This is a genomic window from Pandoraea cepalis (assembly GCF_902459625.1).
In the GTDB taxonomy this organism is placed as follows: Bacteria; Pseudomonadota; Gammaproteobacteria; order Burkholderiales; family Burkholderiaceae; genus Pandoraea; species Pandoraea cepalis.
On record NZ_CABPRY010000007.1, the window covers coordinates 148,742 to 172,888 of the forward strand.

At 64.4% G+C, this 24,147-nt stretch carries 25 protein-coding genes; 14 read left to right on the forward strand and 11 right to left on the reverse strand.

From position 1 onward, the window contains the following. Positions 1–74 precede the first annotated feature (74 nt). On the reverse strand, positions 75–1,118 hold the full coding sequence (locus PCE31107_RS15800; RefSeq protein WP_150609706.1) for a lytic transglycosylase domain-containing protein: 1,044 nt from the start codon (positions 1,116–1,118) through the stop codon (positions 75–77). 570 nt (positions 1,119–1,688) lie between these two features. Here PCE31107_RS15800 and PCE31107_RS15805 point away from each other — a divergent pair. Together PCE31107_RS15805 and PCE31107_RS15810 are read left to right on the forward strand one after the other, a co-directional pair. Continuing rightward, on the forward strand, positions 1,689–3,239 hold the full coding sequence (locus PCE31107_RS15805) for a UbiD family decarboxylase (protein ID WP_150609708.1): 1,551 nt from the start codon (positions 1,689–1,691) through the stop codon (positions 3,237–3,239). A gap of 631 nt (positions 3,240–3,870) precedes the next feature. Beyond that, complete coding sequence (locus PCE31107_RS15810; protein WP_174966687.1) at positions 3,871–5,487, forward strand: APC family permease; 1,617 nt, start codon at positions 3,871–3,873, stop codon at positions 5,485–5,487. A 94-nt stretch (positions 5,488–5,581) separates the two neighbouring features. On the opposite strand, the gene PCE31107_RS15815 is transcribed toward PCE31107_RS15810, so the two are convergent. The 8 genes from PCE31107_RS15815 to PCE31107_RS15850 all read right to left on the reverse strand — a co-directional run bounded on the left by PCE31107_RS15815 (position 5,582) and on the right by PCE31107_RS15850 (position 12,255). Then, positions 5,582–7,474: an EAL domain-containing protein gene (locus PCE31107_RS15815; RefSeq protein WP_150609710.1), complete on the reverse strand. Its 1,893-nt coding sequence runs from the start codon at positions 7,472–7,474 to the stop codon at positions 5,582–5,584. Between the two features lie 420 nt (positions 7,475–7,894). After that, on the reverse strand, positions 7,895–8,707 hold the full coding sequence (locus tag PCE31107_RS15820; RefSeq protein WP_150609712.1) for a MetQ/NlpA family ABC transporter substrate-binding protein: 813 nt from the start codon (positions 8,705–8,707) through the stop codon (positions 7,895–7,897). Between the two features lie 57 nt (positions 8,708–8,764). Continuing rightward, on the reverse strand, positions 8,765–9,418 hold the full coding sequence (locus tag PCE31107_RS15825; RefSeq protein WP_017235278.1) for a methionine ABC transporter permease: 654 nt from the start codon (positions 9,416–9,418) through the stop codon (positions 8,765–8,767). Beyond that, complete coding sequence (locus tag PCE31107_RS15830) at positions 9,408–10,442, reverse strand: methionine ABC transporter ATP-binding protein (RefSeq protein WP_026132220.1); 1,035 nt, start codon at positions 10,440–10,442, stop codon at positions 9,408–9,410. The genes PCE31107_RS15825 and PCE31107_RS15830 overlap by 11 nt, the downstream gene beginning before the upstream one ends. A gap of 158 nt (positions 10,443–10,600) precedes the next feature. Then, entirely contained in the window at positions 10,601–11,023 is a 423-nt protein-coding gene (locus tag PCE31107_RS15835) for a response regulator (protein WP_150609714.1), read from the reverse strand. Between the two features lie 13 nt (positions 11,024–11,036). Continuing rightward, positions 11,037–11,681, reverse strand: a complete 645-nt coding sequence (locus PCE31107_RS15840) for a response regulator (protein ID WP_017235275.1) — start codon at positions 11,679–11,681, stop codon at positions 11,037–11,039. A 138-nt stretch (positions 11,682–11,819) separates the two neighbouring features. Continuing rightward, a complete protein-coding gene (locus PCE31107_RS15845) occupies positions 11,820–11,981 on the reverse strand; it encodes a DUF1328 domain-containing protein (RefSeq protein ID WP_017235274.1) in 162 nt (53 codons plus the stop codon). A 97-nt stretch (positions 11,982–12,078) separates the two neighbouring features. Next, positions 12,079–12,255, reverse strand: a complete 177-nt coding sequence (locus PCE31107_RS15850; RefSeq protein ID WP_017235273.1) for a DUF1328 family protein — start codon at positions 12,253–12,255, stop codon at positions 12,079–12,081. Between the two features lie 269 nt (positions 12,256–12,524). Here PCE31107_RS15850 and PCE31107_RS15855 point away from each other — a divergent pair, with 269 nt between their 5' ends. From PCE31107_RS15855 to PCE31107_RS15875, 5 genes are all read left to right on the forward strand, one after another. Beyond that, complete coding sequence (locus PCE31107_RS15855; protein ID WP_150609716.1) at positions 12,525–14,006, forward strand: sensor histidine kinase; 1,482 nt, start codon at positions 12,525–12,527, stop codon at positions 14,004–14,006. 257 nt (positions 14,007–14,263) lie between these two features. Then, entirely contained in the window at positions 14,264–14,470 is a 207-nt protein-coding gene (locus tag PCE31107_RS15860; protein ID WP_150609717.1) for a CsbD family protein, read from the forward strand. Between the two features lie 106 nt (positions 14,471–14,576). Next, positions 14,577–14,714: an entericidin A/B family lipoprotein gene (locus PCE31107_RS15865; RefSeq protein WP_017235270.1), complete on the forward strand. Its 138-nt coding sequence runs from the start codon at positions 14,577–14,579 to the stop codon at positions 14,712–14,714. Positions 14,715–14,828: 114 nt separating this feature from the next. Beyond that, entirely contained in the window at positions 14,829–15,419 is a 591-nt protein-coding gene (locus PCE31107_RS15870; protein ID WP_246181850.1) for a hypothetical protein, read from the forward strand. A gap of 538 nt (positions 15,420–15,957) precedes the next feature. Then, a complete protein-coding gene (locus PCE31107_RS15875; protein WP_130025108.1) occupies positions 15,958–16,260 on the forward strand; it encodes a hypothetical protein in 303 nt (100 codons plus the stop codon). Between the two features lie 123 nt (positions 16,261–16,383). On the opposite strand, the gene PCE31107_RS15880 is transcribed toward PCE31107_RS15875, so the two are convergent. After that, positions 16,384–17,796, reverse strand: a complete 1,413-nt coding sequence (locus PCE31107_RS15880; protein ID WP_150609720.1) for a methyl-accepting chemotaxis protein — start codon at positions 17,794–17,796, stop codon at positions 16,384–16,386. A 308-nt stretch (positions 17,797–18,104) separates the two neighbouring features. On the opposite strand from PCE31107_RS15880, the gene PCE31107_RS15885 reads away from it, so the two are divergent. Further along, positions 18,105–19,013, forward strand: coding sequence for a LysR family transcriptional regulator (locus PCE31107_RS15885; RefSeq protein ID WP_150609722.1), 909 nt, complete (start codon positions 18,105–18,107; stop codon positions 19,011–19,013). A gap of 67 nt (positions 19,014–19,080) precedes the next feature. Here the strand turns inward: PCE31107_RS15885 and fliE are convergent, their stop codons facing one another. Next, a complete protein-coding gene (gene fliE, locus PCE31107_RS15890) occupies positions 19,081–19,413 on the reverse strand; it encodes a flagellar hook-basal body complex protein FliE (protein ID WP_150609724.1) in 333 nt (110 codons plus the stop codon). Positions 19,414–19,627: 214 nt separating this feature from the next. Here fliE and PCE31107_RS15895 point away from each other — a divergent pair, with 214 nt between their 5' ends. From PCE31107_RS15895 to flhB, 6 genes are read left to right on the forward strand one after another with little or no spacing between them, the layout of a single operon-like run. Then, a complete protein-coding gene (locus PCE31107_RS15895) occupies positions 19,628–20,485 on the forward strand; it encodes a FliM/FliN family flagellar motor switch protein (RefSeq protein ID WP_150609726.1) in 858 nt (285 codons plus the stop codon). Between the two features lie 16 nt (positions 20,486–20,501). Further along, a complete protein-coding gene (locus tag PCE31107_RS15900) occupies positions 20,502–21,020 on the forward strand; it encodes a FliM/FliN family flagellar motor switch protein (protein WP_174966688.1) in 519 nt (172 codons plus the stop codon). Between the two features lie 23 nt (positions 21,021–21,043). Then, a complete protein-coding gene (locus tag PCE31107_RS15905) occupies positions 21,044–21,838 on the forward strand; it encodes a flagellar type III secretion system pore protein FliP (RefSeq protein WP_425494731.1) in 795 nt (264 codons plus the stop codon). Between the two features lie 10 nt (positions 21,839–21,848). Next, positions 21,849–22,121, forward strand: coding sequence for a flagellar biosynthesis protein FliQ (fliQ, locus tag PCE31107_RS15910; RefSeq protein WP_130025102.1), 273 nt, complete (start codon positions 21,849–21,851; stop codon positions 22,119–22,121). A gap of 39 nt (positions 22,122–22,160) precedes the next feature. After that, positions 22,161–22,976: a flagellar biosynthetic protein FliR gene (locus PCE31107_RS15915; RefSeq protein WP_246181852.1), complete on the forward strand. Its 816-nt coding sequence runs from the start codon at positions 22,161–22,163 to the stop codon at positions 22,974–22,976. A 4-nt stretch (positions 22,977–22,980) separates the two neighbouring features. Beyond that, positions 22,981–24,147, forward strand: a complete 1,167-nt coding sequence (flhB, locus tag PCE31107_RS15920) for a flagellar type III secretion system protein FlhB (protein ID WP_150609729.1) — start codon at positions 22,981–22,983, stop codon at positions 24,145–24,147.

Below are 24,147 nucleotides of genomic sequence, written 5' to 3' on the forward strand. Positions count from 1 at the left end.
GAGCGCCACCGCGTACCGACGACCCGACGCGATACGATGCGCCGGCCGAGGCGCACCGTGCCGCCGATAGCCGATCAGGCGGCGGTGCTGTCGTCCGCTTCGAGCGACTTGGCGGCAGCCTTGCCCACCGAGGCCGCCGGCGTAGCCACCGAGTCCGCGGACTCGCCCGACTTACCGGCCGAGACCGGCTTCGCCACCGGCTTGGCCGAGCTGACGATCACCGGCGCTTGCGGCGCGTTGGGCGAGACCTTGTGTCCCATGGCAACGCTACGCAGTCGATCGCGCTCGGCGAGTACCTTGGCACCGTATCCACCGTCGCCCGCGCTGGTCGACCCCACGTAGCGGCGCAGACCGCCGGCGAGCGAGCCGCCGCTGGCGATGCATTCCTTCAGGATCAGCGCCCCCACCTTGATGTTGGCAATGGGGTGCAGTGCCGCCTCGGGACCGCCGAAATACTCAAGCTTGTCGCGATGCACCTTCGACATTACCTGCATGAGGCCCTGCGCACCCACGGTACTTTCGGCATACGGGTTGAAGCCCGATTCGATGGCCATCACGGCCAGCAGCAGCAGCGGATCGAGGCCCACTTCCTTGCCGGTCGAGTACGCCGCCCGCACGAGGTTGCCCGTGACATCACCAGCCACGCGATAGCGACGTGCCAGATAGTCGGCGACGGCGATTTGCTCGCGCGAGTCCAACGGCTTGGTGGCGCGCGCATCGGCGGCCACACGTTGGTTCGGAATATAGGCCGCGAGCACTGCGGCCGACGGCACGTGCTGCGCCGCTTGCGCCATCATCGCCGCATCGGACGTCGACCGCTGAGCGACCACACTGCCGTTGCCGCCCGGATCGGCCGCATGGGCGGATCCCGTGGCTGCCTCAAGCAGCGGACCGACTTTCGACGCCAGGTCGGCGCGCCACGTCGGTTGCGCCCACAGCGCCAGCGTGCCGACCACGGCAACCAGGCCGACCGCGCTGGACGTATAGAGTCCAACACGACCGCCGTGCCATGCGAGGCGACGCCAATCGCGACGAGCCAAGGCTACCGTTGCCGCGCCTCGCGCGCCGAGCGCACGGATCGCGGCCAGTAGCCAGGGTGATAAACCAGACTTCTTCATACTACGTACTCCGGTTACGCCGTCACCACGGGGTGGCCCCGGGGCGTATGGAAATGAGCCGTTATGCCCGCCAGGCATCCCGTGTAACGCTCATTTACGGCATAGGGAACAAGGCGGGGCATCGTGTGTGTCTTGGACGATGCCACTACCGCCGCAGCACGCCGACCTGTTCAGGTCTCTGGCGCTGACGAGCTATTGCCCGCGCTGCTTCCTAAAACACTGGTTTCCCGACCTCGGTGAGAAAACCAGCGACTGAAAATCCACGTCAATGTTGTAGTTATCGCTAAGCTTGAGCGGGTCGGCCTACCCGTCTTCAAAGCCGCCTTTTTGGATTCAACGGGCGGATTGTAGCAGCCATATATAAACAGTCAATACTATTATCACGACAAAACATTACCAAAAGTAATTTGTAACAACGGTTTTGCCGTGACGTCTGGACACCTTGACCGGTAAAATGCCCTGCCTAAGCCCCGCGTTTACAAGGGTGTCACTCCGACTTTCCTGGAATTCAAACGGCCGTTTTCACCGGCCGTATGAATTTCGTAAAAATTTTTGGTAACGGTTTGTTTCATGAAATATGTCGATCTTCGTGACTTCACCGCGCAACTGGAGCGATCCGGCCAGCTTCGTCGCATAGACGTGCCGGTCTCGCCGGTGCTGGAGATGACGGCGCTCGCCGACCGTGTCCTCAAAGCGGCCGGCCCGGCACTGTGGTTTGCGCGGCCGACCGGTTACGACATGCCCGTGCTCGCCAACTTGTTTGGCACCCCTGAACGAGTAGCGCTCGGCATGGGCGTCGATAAGGGCGAGAACGCGCTTGGTTCGTTGCGCGATATCGGTCGCCTGCTCTCGACGCTCAAGGAGCCCGAACCGCCACGCGGGCTCAAGGATGCGGGCAAGCTGCTGGGCATGGCCAAGGCCGTTTGGGACATGGCGCCCAAGGAAGTCGGCAGCCCTGTGTGTCAGGAGATCGTCTGGGAGGGCGACGATGTCGACCTCGCGCGTCTGCCGATTCAGACCTGTTGGCCCGGCGACGCCGCCCCGCTCATCACGTGGGGCCTGGTGATTACCAAAGGGCCGCATCGCAAACGCCAGAATCTCGGCATTTACCGCCAACAGGTCATCGGACGCAATCAGGTCATCATGCGCTGGCTCGCCCACCGGGGCGGTGCGCTCGACTTCCGTGAGTTCGCACAGGCGAATCCCGGCAAGCCTTTTCCGATGGCCGTCGCACTGGGCGCCGATCCGGCGACCATGCTCGGCGCCGTGACCCCCGTGCCCGATACGCTGTCCGAGTATCAGTTTGCCGGCCTGCTTCGCGGTAGCCGCACCGAGCTGGCCAAGTGTTTGACGCCGGGGCTGGAATCGTTGCGCGTGCCCGCACGCGCCGAGATCGTGCTCGAGGGCTTCATTTATCCCTGCGAGACACCGCCGAGCGTGCCCAATGGCGCCCCGCCGCCACCGACGCGCGGCGCGACGGCGGGGTACGCCCATGCGCTCGAAGGCCCCTACGGCGACCACACCGGCTACTACAACGAGCAAGAGTGGTTCCCGGTGTTCACGATCGAGCGCATTACCCTGCGCCGCAACGCGGTCTATCACTCCACCTATACGGGCAAACCGCCCGATGAGCCAGCCGTGCTCGGCGTCGCGCTCAACGAAGTCTTCGTGCCGCTGCTGCAGAAGCAATTCCCCGAGATCACGGATTTCTATCTGCCTCCGGAAGGCTGTAGCTATCGAATGGCCATCGTGCAGATGAAGAAGGCGTATCCGGGGCACGCCAAGCGCGTGATGTTCGGTGTCTGGAGTTTCCTGCGGCAATTCATGTATACGAAGTTCATCGTCGTGGTCGACGAGGACGTCGATATCCGGGATTGGAAGGAAGTCATCTGGGCCATCACCACGCGCGTCGATCCGACCCGGGACACAACGCTCGTCGACCAGACCCCCATCGACTATCTCGATTTCGCGTCGCCCACGGCAGGACTAGGCTCGAAGATGGGGATCGACGCGACCAACAAATGGCCCGGCGAAACGTCGCGCGAATGGGGACGCCCCATCGAAATGACCGCCGACGTCGACGCGCGCATGGCCGCGCTATATCGCGACCTCGGCCTGTAGGCCCCTCTTTGGGACTAGGTGGCCTGAGGGTCGGCAGTTTCGCCGCCGATCCTCGTGGCCCAAGCGGTTCCCCGGTTCGGCACCACCGACGTCGCTCTCGCGCGGGCCCTTTCACACGCGGCATCGGTCGGGCCGGACACGTTGCTGAAGGCGTTGCAACCGGCAACGTCGACATCGAGCAATTCCCCCCCGGAAATGAAGTCCCCCTTGGTCTCGCTGGGGCGCACTTTTCATCTGACCCTTTAATAATTTGTAATAGGTGCTTTCCCGAGGCCGAGAGCCGCGTCCTGTCTGGCTTGCGCGCACTCCGACCCGCTGCCGTCACCCCGGAGCCCCTCGCGAAAGTGCCACACGGCGGTGCCGGCTCGGGTAGAATCGCGATTTTTTTGCGATCGGCGACTCCGACCCCAATTCGGGTGATGCACGCGTCCGCGTGTGTTGCGCAGTCGGACAGACGTCGAAACTCGCGAAGCCCATCAACAGAAGTTGCGTCCGCCAGCGCCGTCCCCCCGCCGTCATTTTCCCGATGACGACGACCGGCCTGCGGACAGTTTGTCCGCCCTCGCGCAGCGTACCGCCCGCCCTCATCGGGACCGGTGCCTGCTCCCCCCGGGCGTGGAGAAGACATCAAATGGATAACAATCAACCCCTCATGCGTAACATCGGGCCCTTCGCCCTGATGTTGACCGGTCTTGGTTCGATCATCGGCTCCGGCTGGTTGTTCGGTGCCTGGAAAGCCGCCAAGATCGCCGGCCCCGCCGCCCTTTTCGCGTGGCTCATCGGCGCCGTCGTCATCCTGGCCATCGCGCTCACTTACGCCGAACTCGGCGCGATGTTCCCCGAGTCAGGCGGCATGGTCCGCTACTCGCGTTATTCGCACGGCAGCCTCGTCGGCTTCATCGCCGCGTGGGCCAACTGGATTGCCATCGTCTCGGTCATTCCGATCGAGGCTGAAGCCTCGATTCAGTATATGAGTACGTGGCCGTACGACTGGACGCACGCGCTGTTTGTCGACGGCACGCTCAGCACAAGCGGCCTCATGCTCTCCGCGCTGCTCGTGATCGGTTACTTCATGCTCAACTACTGGGGCGTGAAACTGTTCGCGCGCGCCAACACGGCCATCACGCTGTTCAAGTTCGCCATTCCGGCACTGACCATTGCCGGCCTGATGATCGCGGGCTTCCATCCGGGCAACTTCAACATGGCGGAGCACGGCGGTTTCGCGCCGAACGGCATGTCGGCCGTGTTCACCGCCGTCGCCACGTCGGGCATCGTGTTTGCGTTCAACGGCTTTCAGAGCCCAGTGAACCTCGCCGGCGAAGCGCGCGACCCGGGGCGCAGCATCCCGTTCGCGGTGGTCGGCTCGATCCTGCTCGCCACTGTTATCTACCTGCTGCTGCAAGTGGCCTACATCGGCGCACTCTCGCCCGAGCAACTGGCCGGCGGCTGGCACATGGTGAGCTTTAGCTCGCCGTTCGCGGAATTGGCGATCGCACTCGGCCTGAACTGGCTGGCCATCGTGCTGTACTTCGATGCGTTCCTGAGCCCGAGCGGCACCGGCACCACCTACATGGCCACCACGAGCCGCATGATCTACGCGATGGAGCGCAACCGCACATTGCCCGCGATCCTCGGTCACGTGCATCCGCTGTATGGCGTGCCGCGCCCGGCGATGTGGTTCAACCTGGCGATCTCGTTCATCTTCATGTTCTTCTTCCGCGGCTGGGACTCGCTGGCCGCCGTGATCTCGGTCGCGACCGTGATCTCGTACCTGACGGGCCCGATCAGCGTGATGGCGCTGCGTCGCTCGGCCCCCGAGCTGCACCGTCCGCTGCGCCTGCGAGGCCTGTCACTGATCGCACCGTTCGCCTTCGTGTGCGCGTCGCTGATTCTTTACTGGGCTCGCTGGCCGCTCACGGGTCAGATCATCGTACTGGTGATCGTGGCGTTGCCCGTCTACTTCTACTATCAGGCGAAGGATCGGTGGCAGGGTTTCGGCCGTGACCTCAAGGCATCGTGGTGGCTGATCGGCTACTTGCCGGCGATGGCGTTGTGCTCATATATCGGCAGCAAGGAATTCGGCGGTCTTGGCCTGCTGCCGTATGGCTGGGATATGGTGATTGTGGCCGCCATGTCGCTTGCGTTCTACCACTGGGGCGTGAAAGCCGGCTGGCGTACGCCTTACCTGGCGGGTGAGCGCGAAGAAGACGTCGCCAGCATGGAAGGCATGCCCGCGCTCTCGCACTAAGCGCTCCGAACGTCGGCAGCGCCGACGGAAAAGCCCGCCTGCAATGCATTTGCGGCGGGCTTTTTTTACGTCATGCGCGGCATGCCGGGCACGCTCACCGATGGGCGCGCCGATGCTCGACGAACAGGCTGTTGCCCAGCGCGCGCTTGGCCATCTTCTTGGCATCCGCCGCCGCGGCCGAGACTTCCACGTGCGAAGGAAAGCTCTCCGGCGTGACCGCCACCACGCCGATCGACAAGCTCGTGATCGGGTGAAAGATGATCATGCCCCGACGATCTTCCGCTTCGAACCCGCCCGCCGCAATCTGATCCGGATGGAAGTATTCCGTCACGGCCTCGCCGAAGCGCGTGAGCGCATCGCGGCAGCGCGCCTCCCAGTCGGGGCTGCGGAACACCACCAGAAAGTCGTCGCCACCGATGTGACCAAGGAAGTCGCGCTCAGGGTTGCGCACCGCCATGAGCACGCGCGCGACCAGTTGGATCAGGTCGTCGCCGCGCCGGTAGCCGAACACGTCGTTGAACGGCTTGAAGTTATCGAGATCGACATAGCAGGCGTAGAACGACTGCCGCTCACCGATCATGCGATCCATGTAGTCGTCGATCGGCACGTTGCCCGGCAGCAGCGTGAGCGGGTTGGCGTACCGCGCCGCGTCGAGCTGCATATCGGTGATGTGACGCATCAGGGCATGGCCCTGCGCCACCCCCAGATATCGCCCTTGATCGGTGACGATCAAACCGCCCGCGATTTGCCGGCTGGCGCCCTCGGCGATCATGCGGCTCAGATCCTCCATGCGCGCGCTCTTGTCGAACGTGAGCGGGCGCGGCTCCATCACGGCCGAGCAAGGCTTGCGTCCATAGAGTTCACGCGTAAAAGGCCGAGCGAACCGGCCGATCAGCGACGCGCGGCCGATCAATCCCACGGCTCGGTCATGCTCGACCACCGGCAGCACATCGAGCGTCGCGTCGCTCTCGAAACGCGCCACGACATCTTCGCTGCGGGTCTCCGGCGAGACAGGCGGCACATACGACGCGATTCGCTCCAGCGTCACATTGCCCGCACCAAGTTGACTCGGTTGTTGATGCACATAGGCGCGGCGCTCGTTGACAACCGCCCGCACGTGCGCAGTGATCGCCCGTTGCGGCTTGGCTTCCGGACGCGCGATGAAATACCCCTGACCGAGGAAGATGCCGAGATCGCGCACGACCTGCAGTTCCTCGGCGTGCTCGATGCCCTCCGCGATGACCCGCGTGCCGCTCGTCTCCGCGATCTGGCGCATCGACCGCACGAACTGGAGTTTGACAGTGTCGGTGTCGATGCCGTCGACGAAATGCCGGTCGATCTTGACGTAGTCGGGCCGCAGCTCGGACCACAGCCGCAGGCTGGCGTAGCCCTCGCCCATATCGTCGAGCGCCACTTCGAAACCCAGCGCGCGATACGCCGTGAGCGAAGCGCGCGTGCTTGCCAGATCCAGCGCGGGTGCATGCTCCGTGAGTTCGAGCACTACACGCTCGGGGGCGAGGCGCAGCGACTGGAGCATGGCAAATGTTTCGTCGAGACCGAGCGATTCGCTCACGCCGCCGACGGGGTGGGCACGGGTGACCGGGCCGATGTTCAGGAAGAGGCGTTCCGGCAGATCCTGCTCGACGAAGCCACGCAGCACCGTGCGACGGCACGCCAGTTCGAGCGGCGCGAGCAGACCGTGACGTCGGGCTGCGGCGAACAGTGCCAGCGGCGAATGGATCGCCGTGCCGGCGGGCCCCCGCACCAGCCCCTCGTAGCCGGCAACGCCCGACGTGCGAAAGTCGAGAATCGGCTGGAACACGCAGGTCAGACCGATACCCTCGCACAGCTCGGCGAGCCATGCGGCCTCGTCGGGTTCCGCATCGGGCACTGACGCCGCGACCGACGTCGATATCGCATCGAGCGATGTTCCAGGCGCGGCAAAGCGCTCCGGCGGGCGTATCGCGACAGGCGGGAGAAGGTTCAACGGGAACTCCGTAGGTCGGTGCGGTGCGCCGCCATCATGCAAATCGCATTGCGTTGTGCGGGCATGTGCCGGGCGCGTCCATGCCCATCGAAGGCGCGCTGCGCTCCGCTGAAGCGTTTCACCCGTTCCCCGTGCTTCGCTTGCGGTAGCTGCTCTATGGCCCGTATCCGCGTCTGTTGACGGTGCCCGCAGGCACCCTCTTTTACTTGCCCTCAGGCTATCGCCGTTATTTGACAAATCCGTGACAGTGTCGGATTTGCCACACACGCCGAGACGGCGGAATCATCACCGTCGAATACCCTGGATATCCGTCGCGTGCGCCCGGCATTCCTCCGGCATGGAGACGAAAAAAAACGGCAACGCCGCAAAGCGTTGCCGTTGCTTCGCGAGGGTGCCGCCGACCGGCGCGCCCTCCCGAACTTACCAGGCAGTGACCACCGAGCCGCCGAACTTCTTCTCGATGAAGGCCTTCACTTCCGGCGAATGGTAAGCCTTGATCAGCTTGGCCACCCAGGGCTTGTTCTTGTCGGCCGTGCGAATGACCAACACGTTGGCGTAAGGGCCGTTGGCATCTTCGATGGCGATCGAATCACGCTTCGGGTTCAGACCGGCTTCCATCGCGAAGTTGGTGTTGATGACGGCCACCGCCACATCGTCGAGCGAGCGCGGCAGTTGTGCGGCGTCCAGCTCCACGAACTTCAGCTTCTTCGGGTTGTCGACCACGTCGAGCGGCGTCGCCTTCAGACCGGCGTCGGCACGCAGCTTGATCAGACCCTGCTTTTGCAGCAGCAGCAGGGCCCGTCCGCCGTTGGTCGGATCGTTCGGCAGCGACACCTTGTCGCCCGCCTTCAGATCGGCCAGCGACTTGATTTTCTTCGAATAGATGCCCATCGGGAAGATCACGGTCTTGGCGATCGACTCGAGCTTGTAGCCACGGTCCTTCACTTGGGCGTCGAGGTACGGCTGGTGCTGGTAGCTGTTCGCGTCCAGGTCGCCCGACGACAGCGCGGCGTTCGGTTGCACATAATCGCTGAACTCGATGACCTTGATGTTCAGGCCGTCTTTGGCCGCGACCTTCTTCACTTCGTCGAAGATCTGCGCGTGCGGGCCGCCCGTGACACCGATCTTCAGATTGACGGCATCGGCGGCAGCCGCCGGCGCAGCGAATTGCGTGGCGAAAACCGTAGCGGCACCGACACCGGCCAGCAGTTTGAAAAGCGTGCGACGTTGCATAGAAAAACCTCGTGTGTGTGATGTGCCGGTGCGCCGGCGACGTTGTTATATGAGACGTTACTTATGGCTCAGGCGGCGCACCAGCCAGTCGCCGAATGTCTGGACCAGTTGCACGAAGACGATCAGGATCAGCACGACGGTAATCATCACTTCGGGCAGGAAGCGCTGATAGCCGTAACGGATGCCCAGGTCGCCCAGACCGCCGCCGCCGATGGCGCCGGCCATTGCCGAATAGCCGACCAGACTGACGAACGTGATCGTCAGACCGGCCACGATGCCGGGCAACGCCTCGGGCAACAACACCTTGGTGACGATCTGACCGGTGGTCGCGCCCATCGACTGCGCCGCCTCGATCAGGCCACGGTCGACCTCGCGCAGGGCCGTCTCCACCAGGCGCGCGACGAACGGCGCGGCGGCGATGGTGAGCGGCACCACGGCCGCCATCGTGCCGATGGACGAGCCGACAATCAGACGCGTGAACGGGATCACCGCGACGAGCAGGATGATGAACGGTGTCGAGCGCACCGCGTTGACGAGGATGCCGACGACACGATTGGTCGGCAGGTTTTGCAACACGCCGTTGCGATCCGTGAGATAAAGCAGCACGCCAAGCGGCACGCCGACCACGGCACCAATCAGGCCGGAAATCCCGACCATGATGAGCGTCTCCCAGAAGGAGGAGACGAAGAGATCGAACATTTCACTCCACATGGCTCAGCTCCTCAACGACAACGCCTTGACTGGCGAGGAACGCCATGGCTTCGGCCACCCGGGCCGGGGTGCCGCCCGCCAGCACGGCGAGCGATCCGAACGCCTGCCCCTGGATCTCGTCGATCTGGCCGTGCAGGATGTTGAAATCGAGTTCGTAGCGACGAATTGCCTCGGAGAGCAGCGGCTGATCCACGCCCGCGCCCGAGAACGCCAGACGATACAGGTGATCGTGACCGTTGCCGATGCGCGACGCGACACGCTCACGAACGCCCGCGGGCAGCTCCTGCGAAATCACGTCGCCGATAAGCGCCCGCGTAACGTCGTGACGCGGACGCAGGAACACCTCGATGACACGGCCCTGCTCGACCACACGGCCGGCATCGAGCACGGCGACACGGTCGCACACCTGCTTGATGACTTCCATCTGGTGCGTAATCAGCACAATGGTCAGGCCCAGCTCGCGATTGATACGCTTGAGCAACTCGAGAATCGAGCGCGTCGTCTCGGGATCGAGCGCCGACGTCGCCTCATCCGAAAGCAGCACCTGCGGCTCGCTCGCCAGCGCGCGGGCAATGCCCACGCGTTGCTTCTGGCCACCGGAAATCTGCGACGGATAACGATCCTTTTGTGCCGTCAGACCGACGAGCTCGAGCAGCGGCAGGATCTTCGCTCGAATCTCCGCCGCAGACAGACCCGCCAGCTCCAGCGGCAACGCCACATTCTCGTAGACGGTGCGCGAGTTGAGCAGGTTGAAGTGCTGGAAGATCATGCCGATGCGGCGGCGCGCCTGACGCAGCGCGTCGGACGACAGTGACGTGAGGTCCTGCCCGTCGACGCGCACGCTGCCGTCGCTCGGACGATTGAGCAGGTTGATGACACGCACGAGCGTGCTCTTGCCGGCGCCGCTTCGGCCAATGATGCCGAAGACTTCGCCGCGCTCGATCGACAGGCTGATATTGGAAAGCGCGTCGATCGGCCCCTTGGGCCCAGCGAAACGCTGGGTAATGTTCTGGAGTTCGATCATGCAAAAAAATAGCAGCCCCACTGCTGAAACCGCCCGCAGTGCCGCCGCTTTGACTCGATATTCAGTGCAAAGACAACATTCTAGCCCATGCATCTAAATAGATGAAAATAATAAAACCTGATCTCCTTATATCGGATTTCAACTGAACCTGACGGCGATCACGCTTGTCTGCGTGAGGCGAAGTCGTCGAGCACTTCGATCACGCGGTCAAATTCGAGCGATTTGTCGAAGAAGTACTGCACGCCCAGTTGCTGGCATCGCTTGCGGTACGTGGCCAATGCATAGTTCGTGAGCACGATGGCCATGAGTTGGGGCAGCAGTCCCGCGCCGTGCAGGTAAGAGAGCACGTCCATGCCGGAGCCGCGTCGCAGTTGAATATCGACGATCACCGCGTCGAACGAATCCTCCTGGAGTGTGCGCACCGCGTCGTCGGCCGTCTCCGCCACGCCTGTCACCCGTAGCATCCCGGTCGAACCGAGCGCTTCGGACAGGCTTTCGCGGATGACCGCCGAGTCTTCGATCAAGAGCACCTTGAGGGGCAAACCGGACCCCGTATGCGTTGCCGCGTTCCCGGTTGGCATGACAACCTCGCTATCAACTGATCAAGCCGTTCTTGAGCGCGTAGAGCGTCAGGTCGGCATTGGTTTTCAAATGCATCTTTTCCAGCACGCGCGCGCGATACGTGCTGACGGTCTTTACCGACAGATGCAACTCGTCCGCAATTTCGGTGGGCGTGCGGCCCTGCGCGAGCTTGCAGAACACCTGGAACTCGCGCTCCGAGAGTTGCTCGTGGATCGGCTCGTCACCCGGCTGGTCCAGCTTCTGCGCGAGCAGGTCGGCGGTACCTTCGCTGACATAACGGTGGCCGCGCGCCACCGTGCGGATAGCCCGAATGATTTCCTCGGGCGCCGCATCCTTCATCAGATATCCGTTCGCGCCGGCGCGCAGGAGGTTGACCGCATACTGCGCTTCAGGATACGTCGACAGGAACAGTACGCCCTGAGCCGGGCGCAGCTGTTTGATCACGCGCAACGTATCGATACCGTTCTTGTCAGGCATGGCGATATCCAGCAACACGACGTCGAAGGCCGTATCGCGAACCGCACGGATCACTTCGTCGCCGCTCGCCGCTTCGCCCAGCACTTCCATGTCCGACTCGTCGGCAATGAATTGCTTGAAGCCGGTACGGACAATCGCGTGGTCGTCGGCAATCAGGATTTTTATTGTTGTCGGTGACATCTAAGCTCCAGTGACGCTCGGTCGCTCGAATAATGAATCATCTGCCGGTAACTCTCAATGGTGCCGCACGAGATCCTGGCCTCCACAGCCAGCACGCCGGGCCGCCAGGCGAGCCGCCCGGGCGGCCCCAGACGTCGTCTATCGTCGGAACACCCCAAAGAGAAGCGTGACCAGGAAGATCACCAGAAAGATGAAGAACAGGATCTTTGCGATCTCTGCGGCACCGACGGCGATTCCCGTAAAGCCGAACACTGCAGCGATCAACGCGATCACGAAAAAAACGACAGCATAGTGAAGCATCGCAACCTCCTTGTAGGGGAACGGTCCGCGCGCGTCTGCATGACGCGTCACAGTATCGCTTCAGCGCACGGACAAGCCCCGTGCGGCAGCGCTCCGTCTAATCGACGATCTTCTTGGCGACAGTCAGTCCAAGCAGCAGGAAGATCACAAACAGCACCAGGAACAGCACGAACAGAATCTTCGCGATCCCGGCGGCACCCGCGGCGATCCCGGTGAAGCCCAACAGGCCCGCCACGATCGAGATCAGTGCGAACATCAACGCCCACTTCAACATAGCGCTCTCCTCGGTCAATGCATCGTTTCCCGGAGACTTCGTTCGCCTCCGACGGCGCGACACCGGTTTGCGCAACGCGGCGCGAACCCTCGGACGCTGAGTGAATGGTAGAAAAACGGCGCGCAGGAGACTGCCCGGACCTCGCTGGTTTTTGCGTAGGAATTGACTGACAATTCGCGAAACAACGCGATTTTCGACTTATGATCGAAACACGTCCGATCATCGGTATTCCCTGAACGCCCCTCGTCAACACCACGCCACAGGCCCTCATGTCCCGATTGCTCACGTCCTGGTTGCGTCGCCGAAGCTGGATCATCGCCATGATCGCGGCGATCGCCATCACCGTTGGCAGCCTGATCGGGCTGGAGTCTGCGCACCGCCGGCTGGCGTCCACCTACGAGGCGGCCTTGCAGGCCATGACCGCGGCCAACGAACTCAACGAGATCATGGCGCGCACGTCGACCGTTGTGTCGAGCCAACGCGGCTACCTGCTCACGAACGACCCGATCTATCTCGATCCCTACCTGTCGGCCGTGCGTCGCATTCGTGATCTCGCCGCCCTGATCGTGCGGCATTACGAAGCAACGGGCGACACGCAGGCCACGAAGGACTTTGCCAATGTGATGACGCTGTTCTCGCAGCGCATCACCGCCATGGAAACGGCGCGCGCGGCGGTCAAGCAAGGGGCGATGAATTTCGAAGAGGCGCTCTCGCCCGCCAGTCTCGGCATCGGCACGATGGAGCCGGTGCAAGACGGCATCACCAACCTGTATAACCGCGAGCTGGCGCGCGCGCGCACCGCACAGGACGACGGACGCTTCGATCAGGCGATCTCCGCGATAAGCGCCGGCGCGCTCTCGGTGCTCACCATCCTGCTGTTCGTGCTGCTGTTTCGTTCCCTCGGCCGGCAGATGCGGCAGGAGCGACTCGCGCGCGACCGGTTGAGCGAGCAGCAAGCACATCTGGATCGGGTAGTGCGCGAGCGCACCGAACAACTGGACGAGTTGGCCACCCACTTGCAGAACGTCAGCGAGGACGAGAAGACCCGTCTGTCGCGCGAGCTGCACGACGAACTCGGCGCGATTCTCACCGCCTGCAAGATGGATGTGACCTGGGCGCATCACAAGCTGCGCAACGTCGATCCGGTGATTGCCGAGAAGCTCGCCCGCGCGCAACGCAATCTCGACGCCGGCATTCAGACGAAGCGCCGCATCATCGAGAACCTTCGTCCGACGGTTCTGATCAACTTCGGTCTCGTGACGGCGTTGCGCTCGCTCGCCGAGGAAACCGCCGATCAACAGCACTGGCAGCTCGATCTCGACCTGCCGGAAGAGGACTTCGCCCTGCCGGAGTCGACGGCCATCGTGCTGTTCCGCGTTGCCCAGGAAGCGCTCACGAACGCGGGCAAGTACGCGCGTGCCACCACGGTGCGCGTGGCGCTGGCATGCGACGATCAGCGTGTGCGTCTCGAAGTCATCGACAACGGTATCGGTCTCACGCCGGATCAGTTCAACAAGCCCAAGACACATGGCCTGTTCGGCATGCGCCAACGGGTCTCCGCCAAGGGCGGACGCATCGACATTCACTCGCTGCCGCTGCGAATCGGCACCGAGATCCAGGTCGTGCTGCCGCTGTGCAATCCGGCGGACGCGCCCAACATCGCGACAGAAGTCACCGAAAGCACCGCCACACATACACCTGCCCCCGGGAAACCCGACGACGGTGTGAGCGCCTCGCCGCAAACGCCTTAATCCTCTCATCCTCAATACGGCGCCCTCGGTACTGCGTCCTCCCTCGATACCGAGCACGTCGGAATGCGCCGACAGCGCAACCCGACGCCACCTACGCCGCGACGCTATCGCGGCTGACATCGCGAACGCTTCGCACTCCCTACCATGGAATCTCGTGCCGCATCGAAAGCGCGGCAACGGGGCGCGCCGCTTTGCGTGCCGAAGCGATGGAAATTCTCCGAACCGAACCTATCCCAACCCAACATGAAGGAGTTGCTATGAACTCGGATCTGATCAAGGGCAAGTGGAACCAACTCAAGGGCGAAGCGAAGAAGCAGTGGGGCAACCTGACGGATGACGATCTGCTCAAGATCGAAGGCAACCGCGACAAGTTCGTGGGGACGATCCAGGAACGATACGGCAAGGCGAAGGCCGAAGCCGAACGCGAAATCGACGCCTGGAACGACCAGCACAAGCTCTGGTAAGCGCTTGCCGCCGAGCCCGCCCAAGGGCGGGCGCCCCGACGCGCCCCGCTCGCTTCGCGCGCGTACCGCGCGTCGCACAACATCCTTTGTCAAGGGAGACATTCCAATGAAACGACTGATCGCCATCGCATTGCTCTCCGGCTTCGCCCTGGGCCTCGCCGGTTGCAACACCATCCACGGCGCGGGCAAGGATGTCGAACGAGGGGGCGAAGCCATACAGGGCGCCGCCGATCGCGCCAAGTAACCCGGCATATCGCCGAATCCACGTTCACCGCATGTCCCCCCGCCCCCCGAAACTTGATGCATCGGCAGTGCGCCTCATGCGCATTCCATTGCCAGCCTGAAGGAGGACCCCGACATGTCACATCGAACTGTCATGAACATCCTGACCTGCGCCAGCCTGACCGTGGGCACCGCGGGAATGCTGAGCACCGCGGCGGCCCACGCGGCCGACGCGGCGGCCAAGGATCGCTACGAGGCGACGCAGAAATCGGCCGAGGCCGACTACAAGGCGTCGGTCGCGCGTTGCAAAGCGCTCAAGGACAACGCGAAGCGTGTCTGCGTCGAGCGTGCAAAGGGCAACGAAGCCATTGCCAAGGCCAATGCGCAGGCCGACTATGAGCAAACACCCAAGGCGCGCTACGAGGCCGCCATCGCGAAGGCCGACGCCGATTACCGCGTTGCCAAGTTGCGCTGCGACGACAAGAAGGGCAACGACGAGGACGTTTGCGTCAAGGACGCCGAAGCCGCCAAAACCAAGGCCTACGGCGATGCCAAGGTCATGCGCACGAGCCGGGAATCGTCAAAGGACACGATGGCCGCGCGGCAGGACGCCAATGCCGAGGCGGACAAGGCGCAGTACAAGGCCGCGCTCGAACGCTGCGACGCGCTGGCCGGCAATCCCAAGGACACCTGCGAGGCGGACGCCAAGGCGCGCTTCCACCAGTAAGCGCAGGGATCTCCCAAACCATGCGGATCGCGGCCACGGATCCGTCCCAAAAAGCAGCGGATCCGGACGCACCGGGCGAACCGGTTAGGCAGGGAGGAGACGGCGGCGTTGCGTGCAGTCCCACGACGTCGATGGCGGGCGGATGCGGCAAAAGCGGCATTCGCCTGCTGTTTTTGTGCCACAGGCGGCGAGCGTGCATGTAAATGAATGTAACAAGCGCGGCCCGACCTGACGCTACCCGACGCGAGCCCGGCAACGCGAGACGCTCACCGAAACGAGCGCAAATCGTTGATTCTGAATAGAATGAGGACTTGATTCACACGTTTGGCGGCTGCTTTTCTACGCCCGGACGTTCCCTGTGCCGTGTCAATGCGCATACTTTGCAACAATTGCGCCACGCCCGTGTTTCGGAACTTCAGTAAAGTTAAGCCAAGGAATCTGACGAACAACGGTGCTCAAGGGCACCCGGCGCGTCGCACGGCATGGTGCCGTCCGGGCGCGGTCATCAGTACGCTGCCAAGTCCGCAGGAGAAATATCATGAAAACCAAGTTTGCCGCCCTTGCCATCGCGGGGATCGCGCTCGCTGCGGGTGCCGTCGGGACAGCGCAGGCTCACGTCTCGGTCGGTATCGGCATTGGCTTGCCGCTAGTCGTCCCGGCACCGGTCTATGCGCCGGCCCCCGTGTACGTCGCGCCCCCGCCGCCCGTCTACTATGCCCCGCCGCCCGTCTATGTCGCGCCCGCGCCGATCTATTACGGTCCTCCGCGGGGCTACTACGGTCGTCCGTACTACGGTTACGGGCACGGCCACTGGCGCCGAGACCGCTGGCATCGCGATTGAGCAACGGCCGGCGTCACGCGGGCTGACTCACCGGCTAACGCACCGCTCCCCGAAAAATGAACGCGCCACCGACTGCGAAGTCGTGGCGCGTTGTCGTTGGCAGCGCCGACCGGCGCAACGGGTCTAGCGACCGACGCGATAGGCGATACGAAAACCGCCCCAATGACGCCCATTCACATAAATCGGAGCCGAGGCGTCTTTCATCACCATGAACTCCCCACCGCCCATATCGCGCCGGTAAGTCTGCAGCAGCAGCGGTTGGGTGTTGCGTCCGGCGGCCGCGCCCGTGCGGTCGTTGAACAGACGCCGGTTGCGGCAATGCGCGGCATTCCAGACCGGATCGTTGGTCGGTGCCTGAGAGAACTTGTGGTTATGCGTCGGCAGATAGCCGTTCTCGTCGACGGCGGCGCAAAAGGCGATGCGCTCGTTGAGCGCGAGCAACGGCTCCTGGATGGCCGGCAGCGTCTCGTCGGTAAAGCGCGTGAAGCTCGCCATCAACTGCTGCGGGTTCGAACCGGGGATCGGCTCGTAGCGGCGGTCAAACAATGCCTGCTCGGTGATCTTGCCCTTGGCAAGCGCCGCCTCGAAGCTCTCCCCGACCTGCTTGGCCGCGCGGCGTACCGCGCGAATGAACGGCGTGTCCTCCGTCTCGACGTCGCTGCCGGCGATCAGGCCGATCAGATGCTCCGAGACGCCCAGCAAACCGTTGATGCGCTCGCGCGCACGCTCAACGTGTTCCGCCGAATGCGAAACGCCGTCGGCCATTTCATCGACGTGGGCGACGAGCGTGGCGCATTCGCTTTCGATGGCTTCGCTGGCCTGCGCGATCTGTCCGGCCTGACGGTCGAACGTGTCGAGCGCAGTCCCGGCCGTCTCGATCACGCTGGCGATGGCGCGGGTGCCTTCGCGGGCGTCGTTGGCGCGCGCAACATTCGCGTTGCTCTCGCGCATCAGGCGCTCGGTGCGCTCGCCCAGCGTGGCGAGCGTGTGCTCGATCTGCTGCGTCGCTTCGGCCGTCTTGCTCGCGAGCAGTTTGACCTCGGTGGCCACGACCGCGAAGCTGCGCCCGGCCGCCCCGGCGCGCGCGGCTTCGATGGCGGCGTTGAGCGCCAGCAGATTGGTCTGGCGGGCGATGACCGAAATACCTTCCGCCACCTTGCCGACGTGATCGAGCGCGTCGCGCAGCCCGGCGATTTCGCCGGCCATGCCGGAGACACCCTCCACGAGACCATGGATCGATGCCAATGACGCGTCGGCCGTGTGGCGCGACGCCGCAATTTCGGCGCTCGCGCGATCGGCCACATCCCGGGCCTCGCGCGCGGCGCTGGCGATACGTTGGTTGCCTTCGCTGGTCTCGGTGGCGGTTTGGTGAAGCGCCTGAAACACGTCGGCCTGACGCTTGATGCGAACGGCGATCTCGTCGACGTTACCGGCGATATCGCATAGTTCAACGCCGAGGGTGCCGGCATTGGCCGCTACCTCGTTCATGATGTTGACGGTTTGCGCCGCTCCCCGGGTGCGCGTGAATAGCCCCATTGTCAGTCTCCTCGCGTCTCTGATCCACTTGTTATGACGAGGGCGCGACAGTCGCCGTACCGGACGGAAAACATCGGGGCAGACGCTCGCGCCACACGCTGGTGTGTCGAAAGAGATAACGGGAGAAAAAACGGTCGACTTGAGGATTGTTTCGCTGGTCGCCGCCCCGCGCTTCCGACTTTATAGGACCACCCTCTCATGCACGGCTTACGCGGGACTTACTGACACGGCAGTGTCGCGTCGGCACGCAATCATCCGAATAATGGCTATGATGATGACCAATCATCACCCTATCCGATGGATTCGACATGACGCCGGACCAATTGCTCACCTTCGCGACCGTGGCCGAACTCGGCAACATCAGTCATGCGGCGCAAGCGCTGCACCTATCGCAACCGGCCGTCTCCGGCCAGTTGCGGCTGTTGCAGGAGTCGTTCGGCGAGCCGTTGTATCGACGCGATGGACGCGGCATCCGGTTGACGGCCGTGGGCGAGCAGGTCGCCGTATACGCCAACAAGCTGCGGCAGGACTATCGCCATGCCATGGCACTGCGCGATAGCCTGCGCGGCATGGAAACCGGGGCGCTGCGCATCGGGGCGAGTACGACGCCGGCAAGCTACCTGCTGCCTTACGCGATTGCGGAATTCCATCAACGCTACCCTGCCGTCGCACTGCATATCATCGACGGCAATACCAGTGAAATCGTGGCGCAACTCGATCGGCTCGACGTGGCATTCATCGAAGGCGCCGTGCCGCCGGGACTGTCGCCGGAGATCGCGGTGCGTCCCTGGCGCGACGACGAAGTCGTTGCCATTGCCCGGGCCGACCATCCCCTCGCGCGACATCCGCAAGGCGCATCGCTGCAGGCCATCGCCGAGTTCCCGTTGATCCTGCGCGAACCGGGTTCGGGGGTGCGAGCGCTGGTCGCGCGCGCATTCTCGGTAGCCGGACTCGCGCCTCGCGTGGCACTGGAACTGGCCGGGGTGGAAAGTATCAAGGAAGCCGTGCGGGCGGGCATGGGCGTGGGCTTCGTGTCGGCGATGTCGATGCGTCACGAAGACGCGGCACTCGCTTCGATTCGCATCGATCCCCCGCACGGCCTCAAGCGTCTACTGACGGCGCTCGTGCCGCATGCCGACGCCCTGTCGCGCCCGACCGAGCGATTTCTCGCCCAGTGCTTCGCCACGGTCACTGACGAACCGGCAACGTTGCGGTAACCGCCCGCGGTTCGTCCGCGCGTCGGCACGGGAGCCCCAGCGACGCACCCCGCTTGCCGCGTCCCGCTCAGAACGGCATGCGTACCAACTCCTCCACTGCGCCCACGACCTTGTCACGCGTTCGCATCAGCAACGAAAACGACAAGTCGGCCTGAGCGCTCGCCAGCATCGCACCGGTCAGGTCGTCGCTCTGGCCCAGATCGAATGCACGCATGCGCTCGCCGGCGTCGCGCTGGGCCGCGTCCACGCCGCGCAGCATCGCACCGAAGTCGGGACCGACTGAAGCACCGGCCAGAGCAGGGTCTGCGTCGCGCACACCCGCCACGCTATCCAGTTCGCGCTGCGTCGCATGCATGCGGCGCATCTCAGCCATCAATGACTGTTCCATCGAGACGGGCATTCGGATCTCCTGAGTGAGTTTCGAGGTGTGCCTCGCGCGTAAGGCAGGCAGCACCGACAAGACTCCGCACTTTACGCACACTCTCCCCCACCCAGAATGGGGAATCCCCCAAAGCCCACGCAGTTGAGTCATTCCCCATCAACACAGGGGGAAGACGCCTTTAGGATGCGAACTTCCCTGCGCCACCGAGCGCTGCGAACCGACATCCAAACACATGAACACAATGCACGCGCCTACGCCGCCCGGCGCGATCCGGGCACTCGATCCGTGCCGGCTGGGACAGCCGACGCAGCTCCTCGACCCCCTGACCGAGCGGCTGCGCTCGCGCCTCGATGTCCAATTGCCGCAGCACGTTCGCCATCGTCATGCTATGGCATGGCGCGTCGCCGCCATGTCGGTGAGCGCCAGCGCGCCGAGCGTCACCGATGTCATCGTGCAGCGCTTTCAGGTGGACGGTCACGGCATCGACGTTGCCATCGACGCGGGACTGCTGCGCGACGCGTTCCGGCTGCGCTACGACGCGGACGACTTCGTCGGGCCGCCCGCCCTGCACGCCGCGCCACCTGCGGCGACCTACGAGCGTTTCGTGACGCGCTTCGCGAGGCAGATGCTCGACGCACTGCGCCAGGCCGTCTCCGCCGAGATGTCGCCGACCACGGCGTATGTCGAGACCCTGCAGAGCGCCCCGGGGTCGACGCCGCCGTCGCTCTGGATCGGCGCGCGCATCGCGGATCGTGCGGCCGATGCGCCTCTGGGCACGGTCACCTTCCGGCTCGCGGCGGAGGACGCACGCCGCTGGCTGACCATGCTCGGCCCCGACGCGGGGGAACGTGTCGCCGAGCACACGCCGCCCGCCTGCGACGTCGCCACGATTCCGGTGCGCCTGAGCGCGCACTGGCTCGACGTCGACTTGTCGCTCGGCGCGCTGCTCGACGCGCAACCGGGGGATGTCCTGCCGGTGCGGTTCATGCAACGCGCCCTCGTTTGCGTGGACAACGACCCGTTGATGAGCGCCGATATTGTCGAGCGCGATGCGCACTTGTGCCTCACGCACTTCCAAACTCTTGAGTAAGGACTCTGTATTCGTCATGTCTACCCACTTTCCTCACGCCCCGTCCGGTCAAGCGCCTCACGCCGGTGCGCCCGCCGACGTCACGACGTCCACCGCTGCCGATCGGCGGATGGACGCACCGACCGATGATCTGCCTGCCCTCGGCGCGCTGACCCACCTCGCCGACCTCGCCGATCTGCCTGACGATTTGGCCGGTGACTGGCTCGGTGAGACGGGCAGCGACAACGCCGCGCCCGCCTCCCGTTCCGCTGACGCGGCCGGCACAGCGCCGGTGCCGCTCGCCATGCGCGAGACGCTGCGCCGTGTGCCGGTGAAGCTCACGCTCGAAGTCGGCGCAACGCGTCTCACGTTGGGCGAGCTGGCGGCCCTGCGTGCCGACGACGTGCTGAGTCTCGATCGCGCGGCCGGTGCGCCGCTTGCCGTGCTGGTCAACGGTGTGCCGGTGGGACTGGCGGAAGTCGTCGTCTCGGGTGCGCAATACGGGCTGAAGATCCTCACGCTCGATGCGCTCGAGCTGGACCGGCTGGCGCCATGAAAGCCGCGCTACACCGCCTGCGCCTGCGGCGCTCGCGCCCTCACGCGCCGCGCAACTTTCCGCTGTGCGCCTCGGAGACACTCGTGCTCGCGATCCTCGCGATCGGCTTCGCGCTGTTCGCCACCGGAGCGCACGCCGACGAGACGGGCGAACTGATGCGCCTGCGCACGCAAGGCGGCACCACCGACTTCTCCGTCAAGACCCAGTTGCTCATTCTGATGACGCTCCTGGGACTGCTGCCGATGCTGCTGATGGTGATGACCACGTTCGTGCGTTTTGCCATCATCCTCGCGTTGCTGCGCCAGGCATTGGGCTTGCAGCAGGGGCTGCCCTCGCGCGTGCTAACCGGCATGGCATTGCTGCTCAGCCTGCTCGTCATGCGCCCGGTCGGCGAAGCGATCTGGACGCAGGCGGTCGTGCCCTATGACGAAAATCGCATCACGCTGACCGAAGCGATTCGCGTCGGCGAAGCGCCGCTCTCTCGCTTCATGCTTGCACAAACGCGTCAGACGTCGCTCGAACTGATGGCCCGGCTGACCGGCGAGACGCACGTTGCCGAGCCGCAGGCGCATAGCTTTCTGGTCAAGGCATCGGCGTTCCTGCTGAGCGAACTCAAGACGGCGTTTCAAGTCGGCGCGATGCTCTTCGTGCCGTTTCTCGTCATCGATCTGGTGGTGGCCTCGGTACTCATGGCCATGGGCATGATGATGCTCTCGCCGCTGGTCGTCTCGTTGCCGCTCAAGCTCCTGCTGTTCGTGCTCATCGACGGCTGGACGCTCACGGTCAGCACGCTCGTCACCAGCGTGCAGGCGGTCTGAGGAGAACGCCATGCTCACCAGCGACATCGCCATCGACATGGGGCTGGACGCCCTGCGGCTCGTGATCGTCATCGTGCTCGTGCTCATCGTGCCGAGCCTTGTGACCGGTCTCGTCGTAGCGCTCTTTCAAGCCGCGACACAGATCAACGAGCAGACGCTGTCGTTCCTGCCGCGCCTGATCGTCACACTGCTGACGCTCGGGCTCGCGGCGCCATGGCTCGCCGGCACGCTCACCGATTTCGCCGCCGACATCTTCGCCCGCGCGGCGACGCTCGCTGGGTAGCGCGGCGCGCCGCCAACGCCCGCAGCCGGACCCCCGATCATGCCGTTTCCTCTTCCCTTGGCCGCCTGGCCTGGCCTCGAAGGCTGGCTCGCCCAATGGCCCGCGCAGCTCGTGATGCTGTGGTGGCCGTTCTGTCGCTTCGTTGCCGCGCTGAGCATGCTGCCGCTCGTCGGCGAGGGCGTGGTGCCGATGCGCTGGCGCGTACTGGTCGCGCTCGTACTCAGCCTGTCGCTATGGCCGGTGCTCGCCAAAGGCGGCGTGCCCCCGATCGACCCGTTCTCGCTGGCCGGCATGGCGCTGGCCGCGGAGCAAGCGATCATCGGCGCGTGTCTGGGGCTGGCCTTCTTCATCGTGCGCAGCCTGCTCACCCTTGTGGGCTACCTGTGCGCGTCGCAGATGGGACTGGCCATGGCGGCCATGAACGATCCGATGAACGGCGAAGCTAGCGAGCCGGTCTCGCTGCTGATGGTCTGCCTCGGCACCCTGCTGTTCTTCATCGCCGACGCGCATCTCATCGCGGTGGCCATCGTTGGCCGCAGCTTCGAGGTGTGGCCCATCGGCGGGGGACTGCCGCTTAGCGACCTCGCCGGTTTGTTGCGCGCGCTGGGTTGGACGCTGGCGGCTGCCGTAACGCTGGCGCTGCCCGTGGTGCTGACGACCTTCGTCGTTCAGTTCGGGCTCGGTCTGCTCAATCGCGCCGCGCCGGCGCTGAACCTGTTCTCGCTGGGCTTCGCCGTGACGACGGCCGTCGGGCTCGTTGTGCTCTCGGCGGTCATCCCGGCCCTGCCTGCCCACTATCTGGCGCTGACCGAACGCGTGCTCGACGCGCTCGGCCCCGTCGCCCGACCGATTTGAGCCCATGACGACCCAAGACACCGGCGACAAGTCCGAAGCCCCCTCGTCCCAGAAGCTGCGCCGCGCACGCGAGCAGGGACAGGTAGCGCGCTCGCGCGATACGGCCACGGCGGTCGGCATCATGAGCAGTGTGGCCGTGCTCGCTGTCACCGCGCCCGCGCAGCTCGACGCATTCCGCTCGCTCTACGCCGCGGCGTTCGCGGATCTCGCGGGCATCGGCTTCGACGACGCGTGGACGGCCTTGCTGCCGGCGGCGATGTGGCTGCTCGTCAAGCTCCTCGCGCCGCTGGCCGCGATTCCGCTGTGCATCAGCGTGGCGGCCATGCTGCCCGGGGGCTACGTCTTCAGCACGACGCTGCTCAAGCCCAAGTGGCAGCGGCTCTCGCCCAAAGCCAACCTGGGCCGACTCGTCTCGATGAAGCACTACGCGCAGGTGGGCATCGCCGTAGCGAAGGTTGTGCTGGTGGCGGCCGTGTTGGTCTTTGTCGTGCGCGCGCACTGGGACGCGTTGCTCGCCCTGCAGGCGAATGCCCCGCGCGAGGCGATTGCCGTGGGACTCAGGCTGTTGCGCGACGCTGTGCTCGTGCTCGGCGGCGCGTTCGTGGCATTCGCGTTGCTCGACCTGCCGATGCAGCGCTACTTCTTCCTGCGTGAGCAACGCATGACCAAGCAGGAAGTCAAGAACGAGCACAAGCAGTCCGAGGGACGTCCCGAAGTCAAACAGCGTATTCGACAGATCCAGCGTCGTATGGCCGAGCGCAGCTTGCGCCGCGCGGTGCCATTGGCCGACGTGGTGATCGTCAACCCAACGCACTACGCCATCGCACTCAAGTACGACACCGAGCGTGCGCAAGCGCCCTATGTCGTGGCGCGCGGCCTTGACGAAATGGCGGGTGTGCTGCGCCAGATCGCCCGCGACCACCAGATCGATGTCGTGAGTGCCCCGCCGCTGGCGCGAGCGCTTTACCACACGAGCCAGGTCAACCAGCAGATTCCCGCCGCGCTATACGAAGCGGTCGCGGTGATTCTTGCCTACGTGCTGCAACTGCGCGCATGGCGAACCGGCGAACGCGCCACACACCCCGACCGTCCGGACACGCCCGCCGTGCCCGCCGCACTCTCCGATCCTACTGATCCAACCGCCCCAACCGACAAACGCCCCCGTCCCTGA

Bases quoted from the DNA above. Each gene is read 5' to 3' on its own strand.
- PCE31107_RS15800 (WP_150609706.1), bottom strand. From the start codon at position 1,118: ATGAAGAAGTCTGGTTTATCACCCTGGCTACTGGCCGCGATCCGTGCG.
- PCE31107_RS15805 (WP_150609708.1), top strand. From the start codon at position 1,689: ATGAAATATGTCGATCTTCGTGACTTCACCGCGCAACTGGAGCGATCC.
- PCE31107_RS15810 (WP_174966687.1), top strand. From the start codon at position 3,871: ATGGATAACAATCAACCCCTCATGCGTAACATCGGGCCCTTCGCCCTG.
- PCE31107_RS15820 (WP_150609712.1), bottom strand. From the start codon at position 8,707: ATGCAACGTCGCACGCTTTTCAAACTGCTGGCCGGTGTCGGTGCCGCT.
- PCE31107_RS15825 (WP_017235278.1), bottom strand. From the start codon at position 9,418: ATGTGGAGTGAAATGTTCGATCTCTTCGTCTCCTCCTTCTGGGAGACG.
- PCE31107_RS15830 (WP_026132220.1), bottom strand. From the start codon at position 10,442: ATGATCGAACTCCAGAACATTACCCAGCGTTTCGCTGGGCCCAAGGGG.
- PCE31107_RS15835 (WP_150609714.1), bottom strand. From the start codon at position 11,023: ATGCCAACCGGGAACGCGGCAACGCATACGGGGTCCGGTTTGCCCCTC.
- PCE31107_RS15840 (WP_017235275.1), bottom strand. From the start codon at position 11,681: ATGTCACCGACAACAATAAAAATCCTGATTGCCGACGACCACGCGATT.
- PCE31107_RS15845 (WP_017235274.1), bottom strand. From the start codon at position 11,981: ATGCTTCACTATGCTGTCGTTTTTTTCGTGATCGCGTTGATCGCTGCA.
- PCE31107_RS15850 (WP_017235273.1), bottom strand. From the start codon at position 12,255: ATGTTGAAGTGGGCGTTGATGTTCGCACTGATCTCGATCGTGGCGGGC.
- PCE31107_RS15855 (WP_150609716.1), top strand. From the start codon at position 12,525: ATGTCCCGATTGCTCACGTCCTGGTTGCGTCGCCGAAGCTGGATCATC.
- PCE31107_RS15860 (WP_150609717.1), top strand. From the start codon at position 14,264: ATGAACTCGGATCTGATCAAGGGCAAGTGGAACCAACTCAAGGGCGAA.
- PCE31107_RS15865 (WP_017235270.1), top strand. From the start codon at position 14,577: ATGAAACGACTGATCGCCATCGCATTGCTCTCCGGCTTCGCCCTGGGC.
- PCE31107_RS15870 (WP_246181850.1), top strand. From the start codon at position 14,829: ATGTCACATCGAACTGTCATGAACATCCTGACCTGCGCCAGCCTGACC.
- PCE31107_RS15875 (WP_130025108.1), top strand. From the start codon at position 15,958: ATGAAAACCAAGTTTGCCGCCCTTGCCATCGCGGGGATCGCGCTCGCT.
- PCE31107_RS15880 (WP_150609720.1), bottom strand. From the start codon at position 17,796: ATGGGGCTATTCACGCGCACCCGGGGAGCGGCGCAAACCGTCAACATC.
- PCE31107_RS15885 (WP_150609722.1), top strand. From the start codon at position 18,105: ATGACGCCGGACCAATTGCTCACCTTCGCGACCGTGGCCGAACTCGGC.
- fliE (WP_150609724.1), bottom strand. From the start codon at position 19,413: ATGCCCGTCTCGATGGAACAGTCATTGATGGCTGAGATGCGCCGCATG.
- PCE31107_RS15895 (WP_150609726.1), top strand. From the start codon at position 19,628: ATGAACACAATGCACGCGCCTACGCCGCCCGGCGCGATCCGGGCACTC.
- PCE31107_RS15900 (WP_174966688.1), top strand. From the start codon at position 20,502: ATGTCTACCCACTTTCCTCACGCCCCGTCCGGTCAAGCGCCTCACGCC.
- fliQ (WP_130025102.1), top strand. From the start codon at position 21,849: ATGCTCACCAGCGACATCGCCATCGACATGGGGCTGGACGCCCTGCGG.
- PCE31107_RS15915 (WP_246181852.1), top strand. From the start codon at position 22,161: ATGCCGTTTCCTCTTCCCTTGGCCGCCTGGCCTGGCCTCGAAGGCTGG.
- flhB (WP_150609729.1), top strand. From the start codon at position 22,981: ATGACGACCCAAGACACCGGCGACAAGTCCGAAGCCCCCTCGTCCCAG.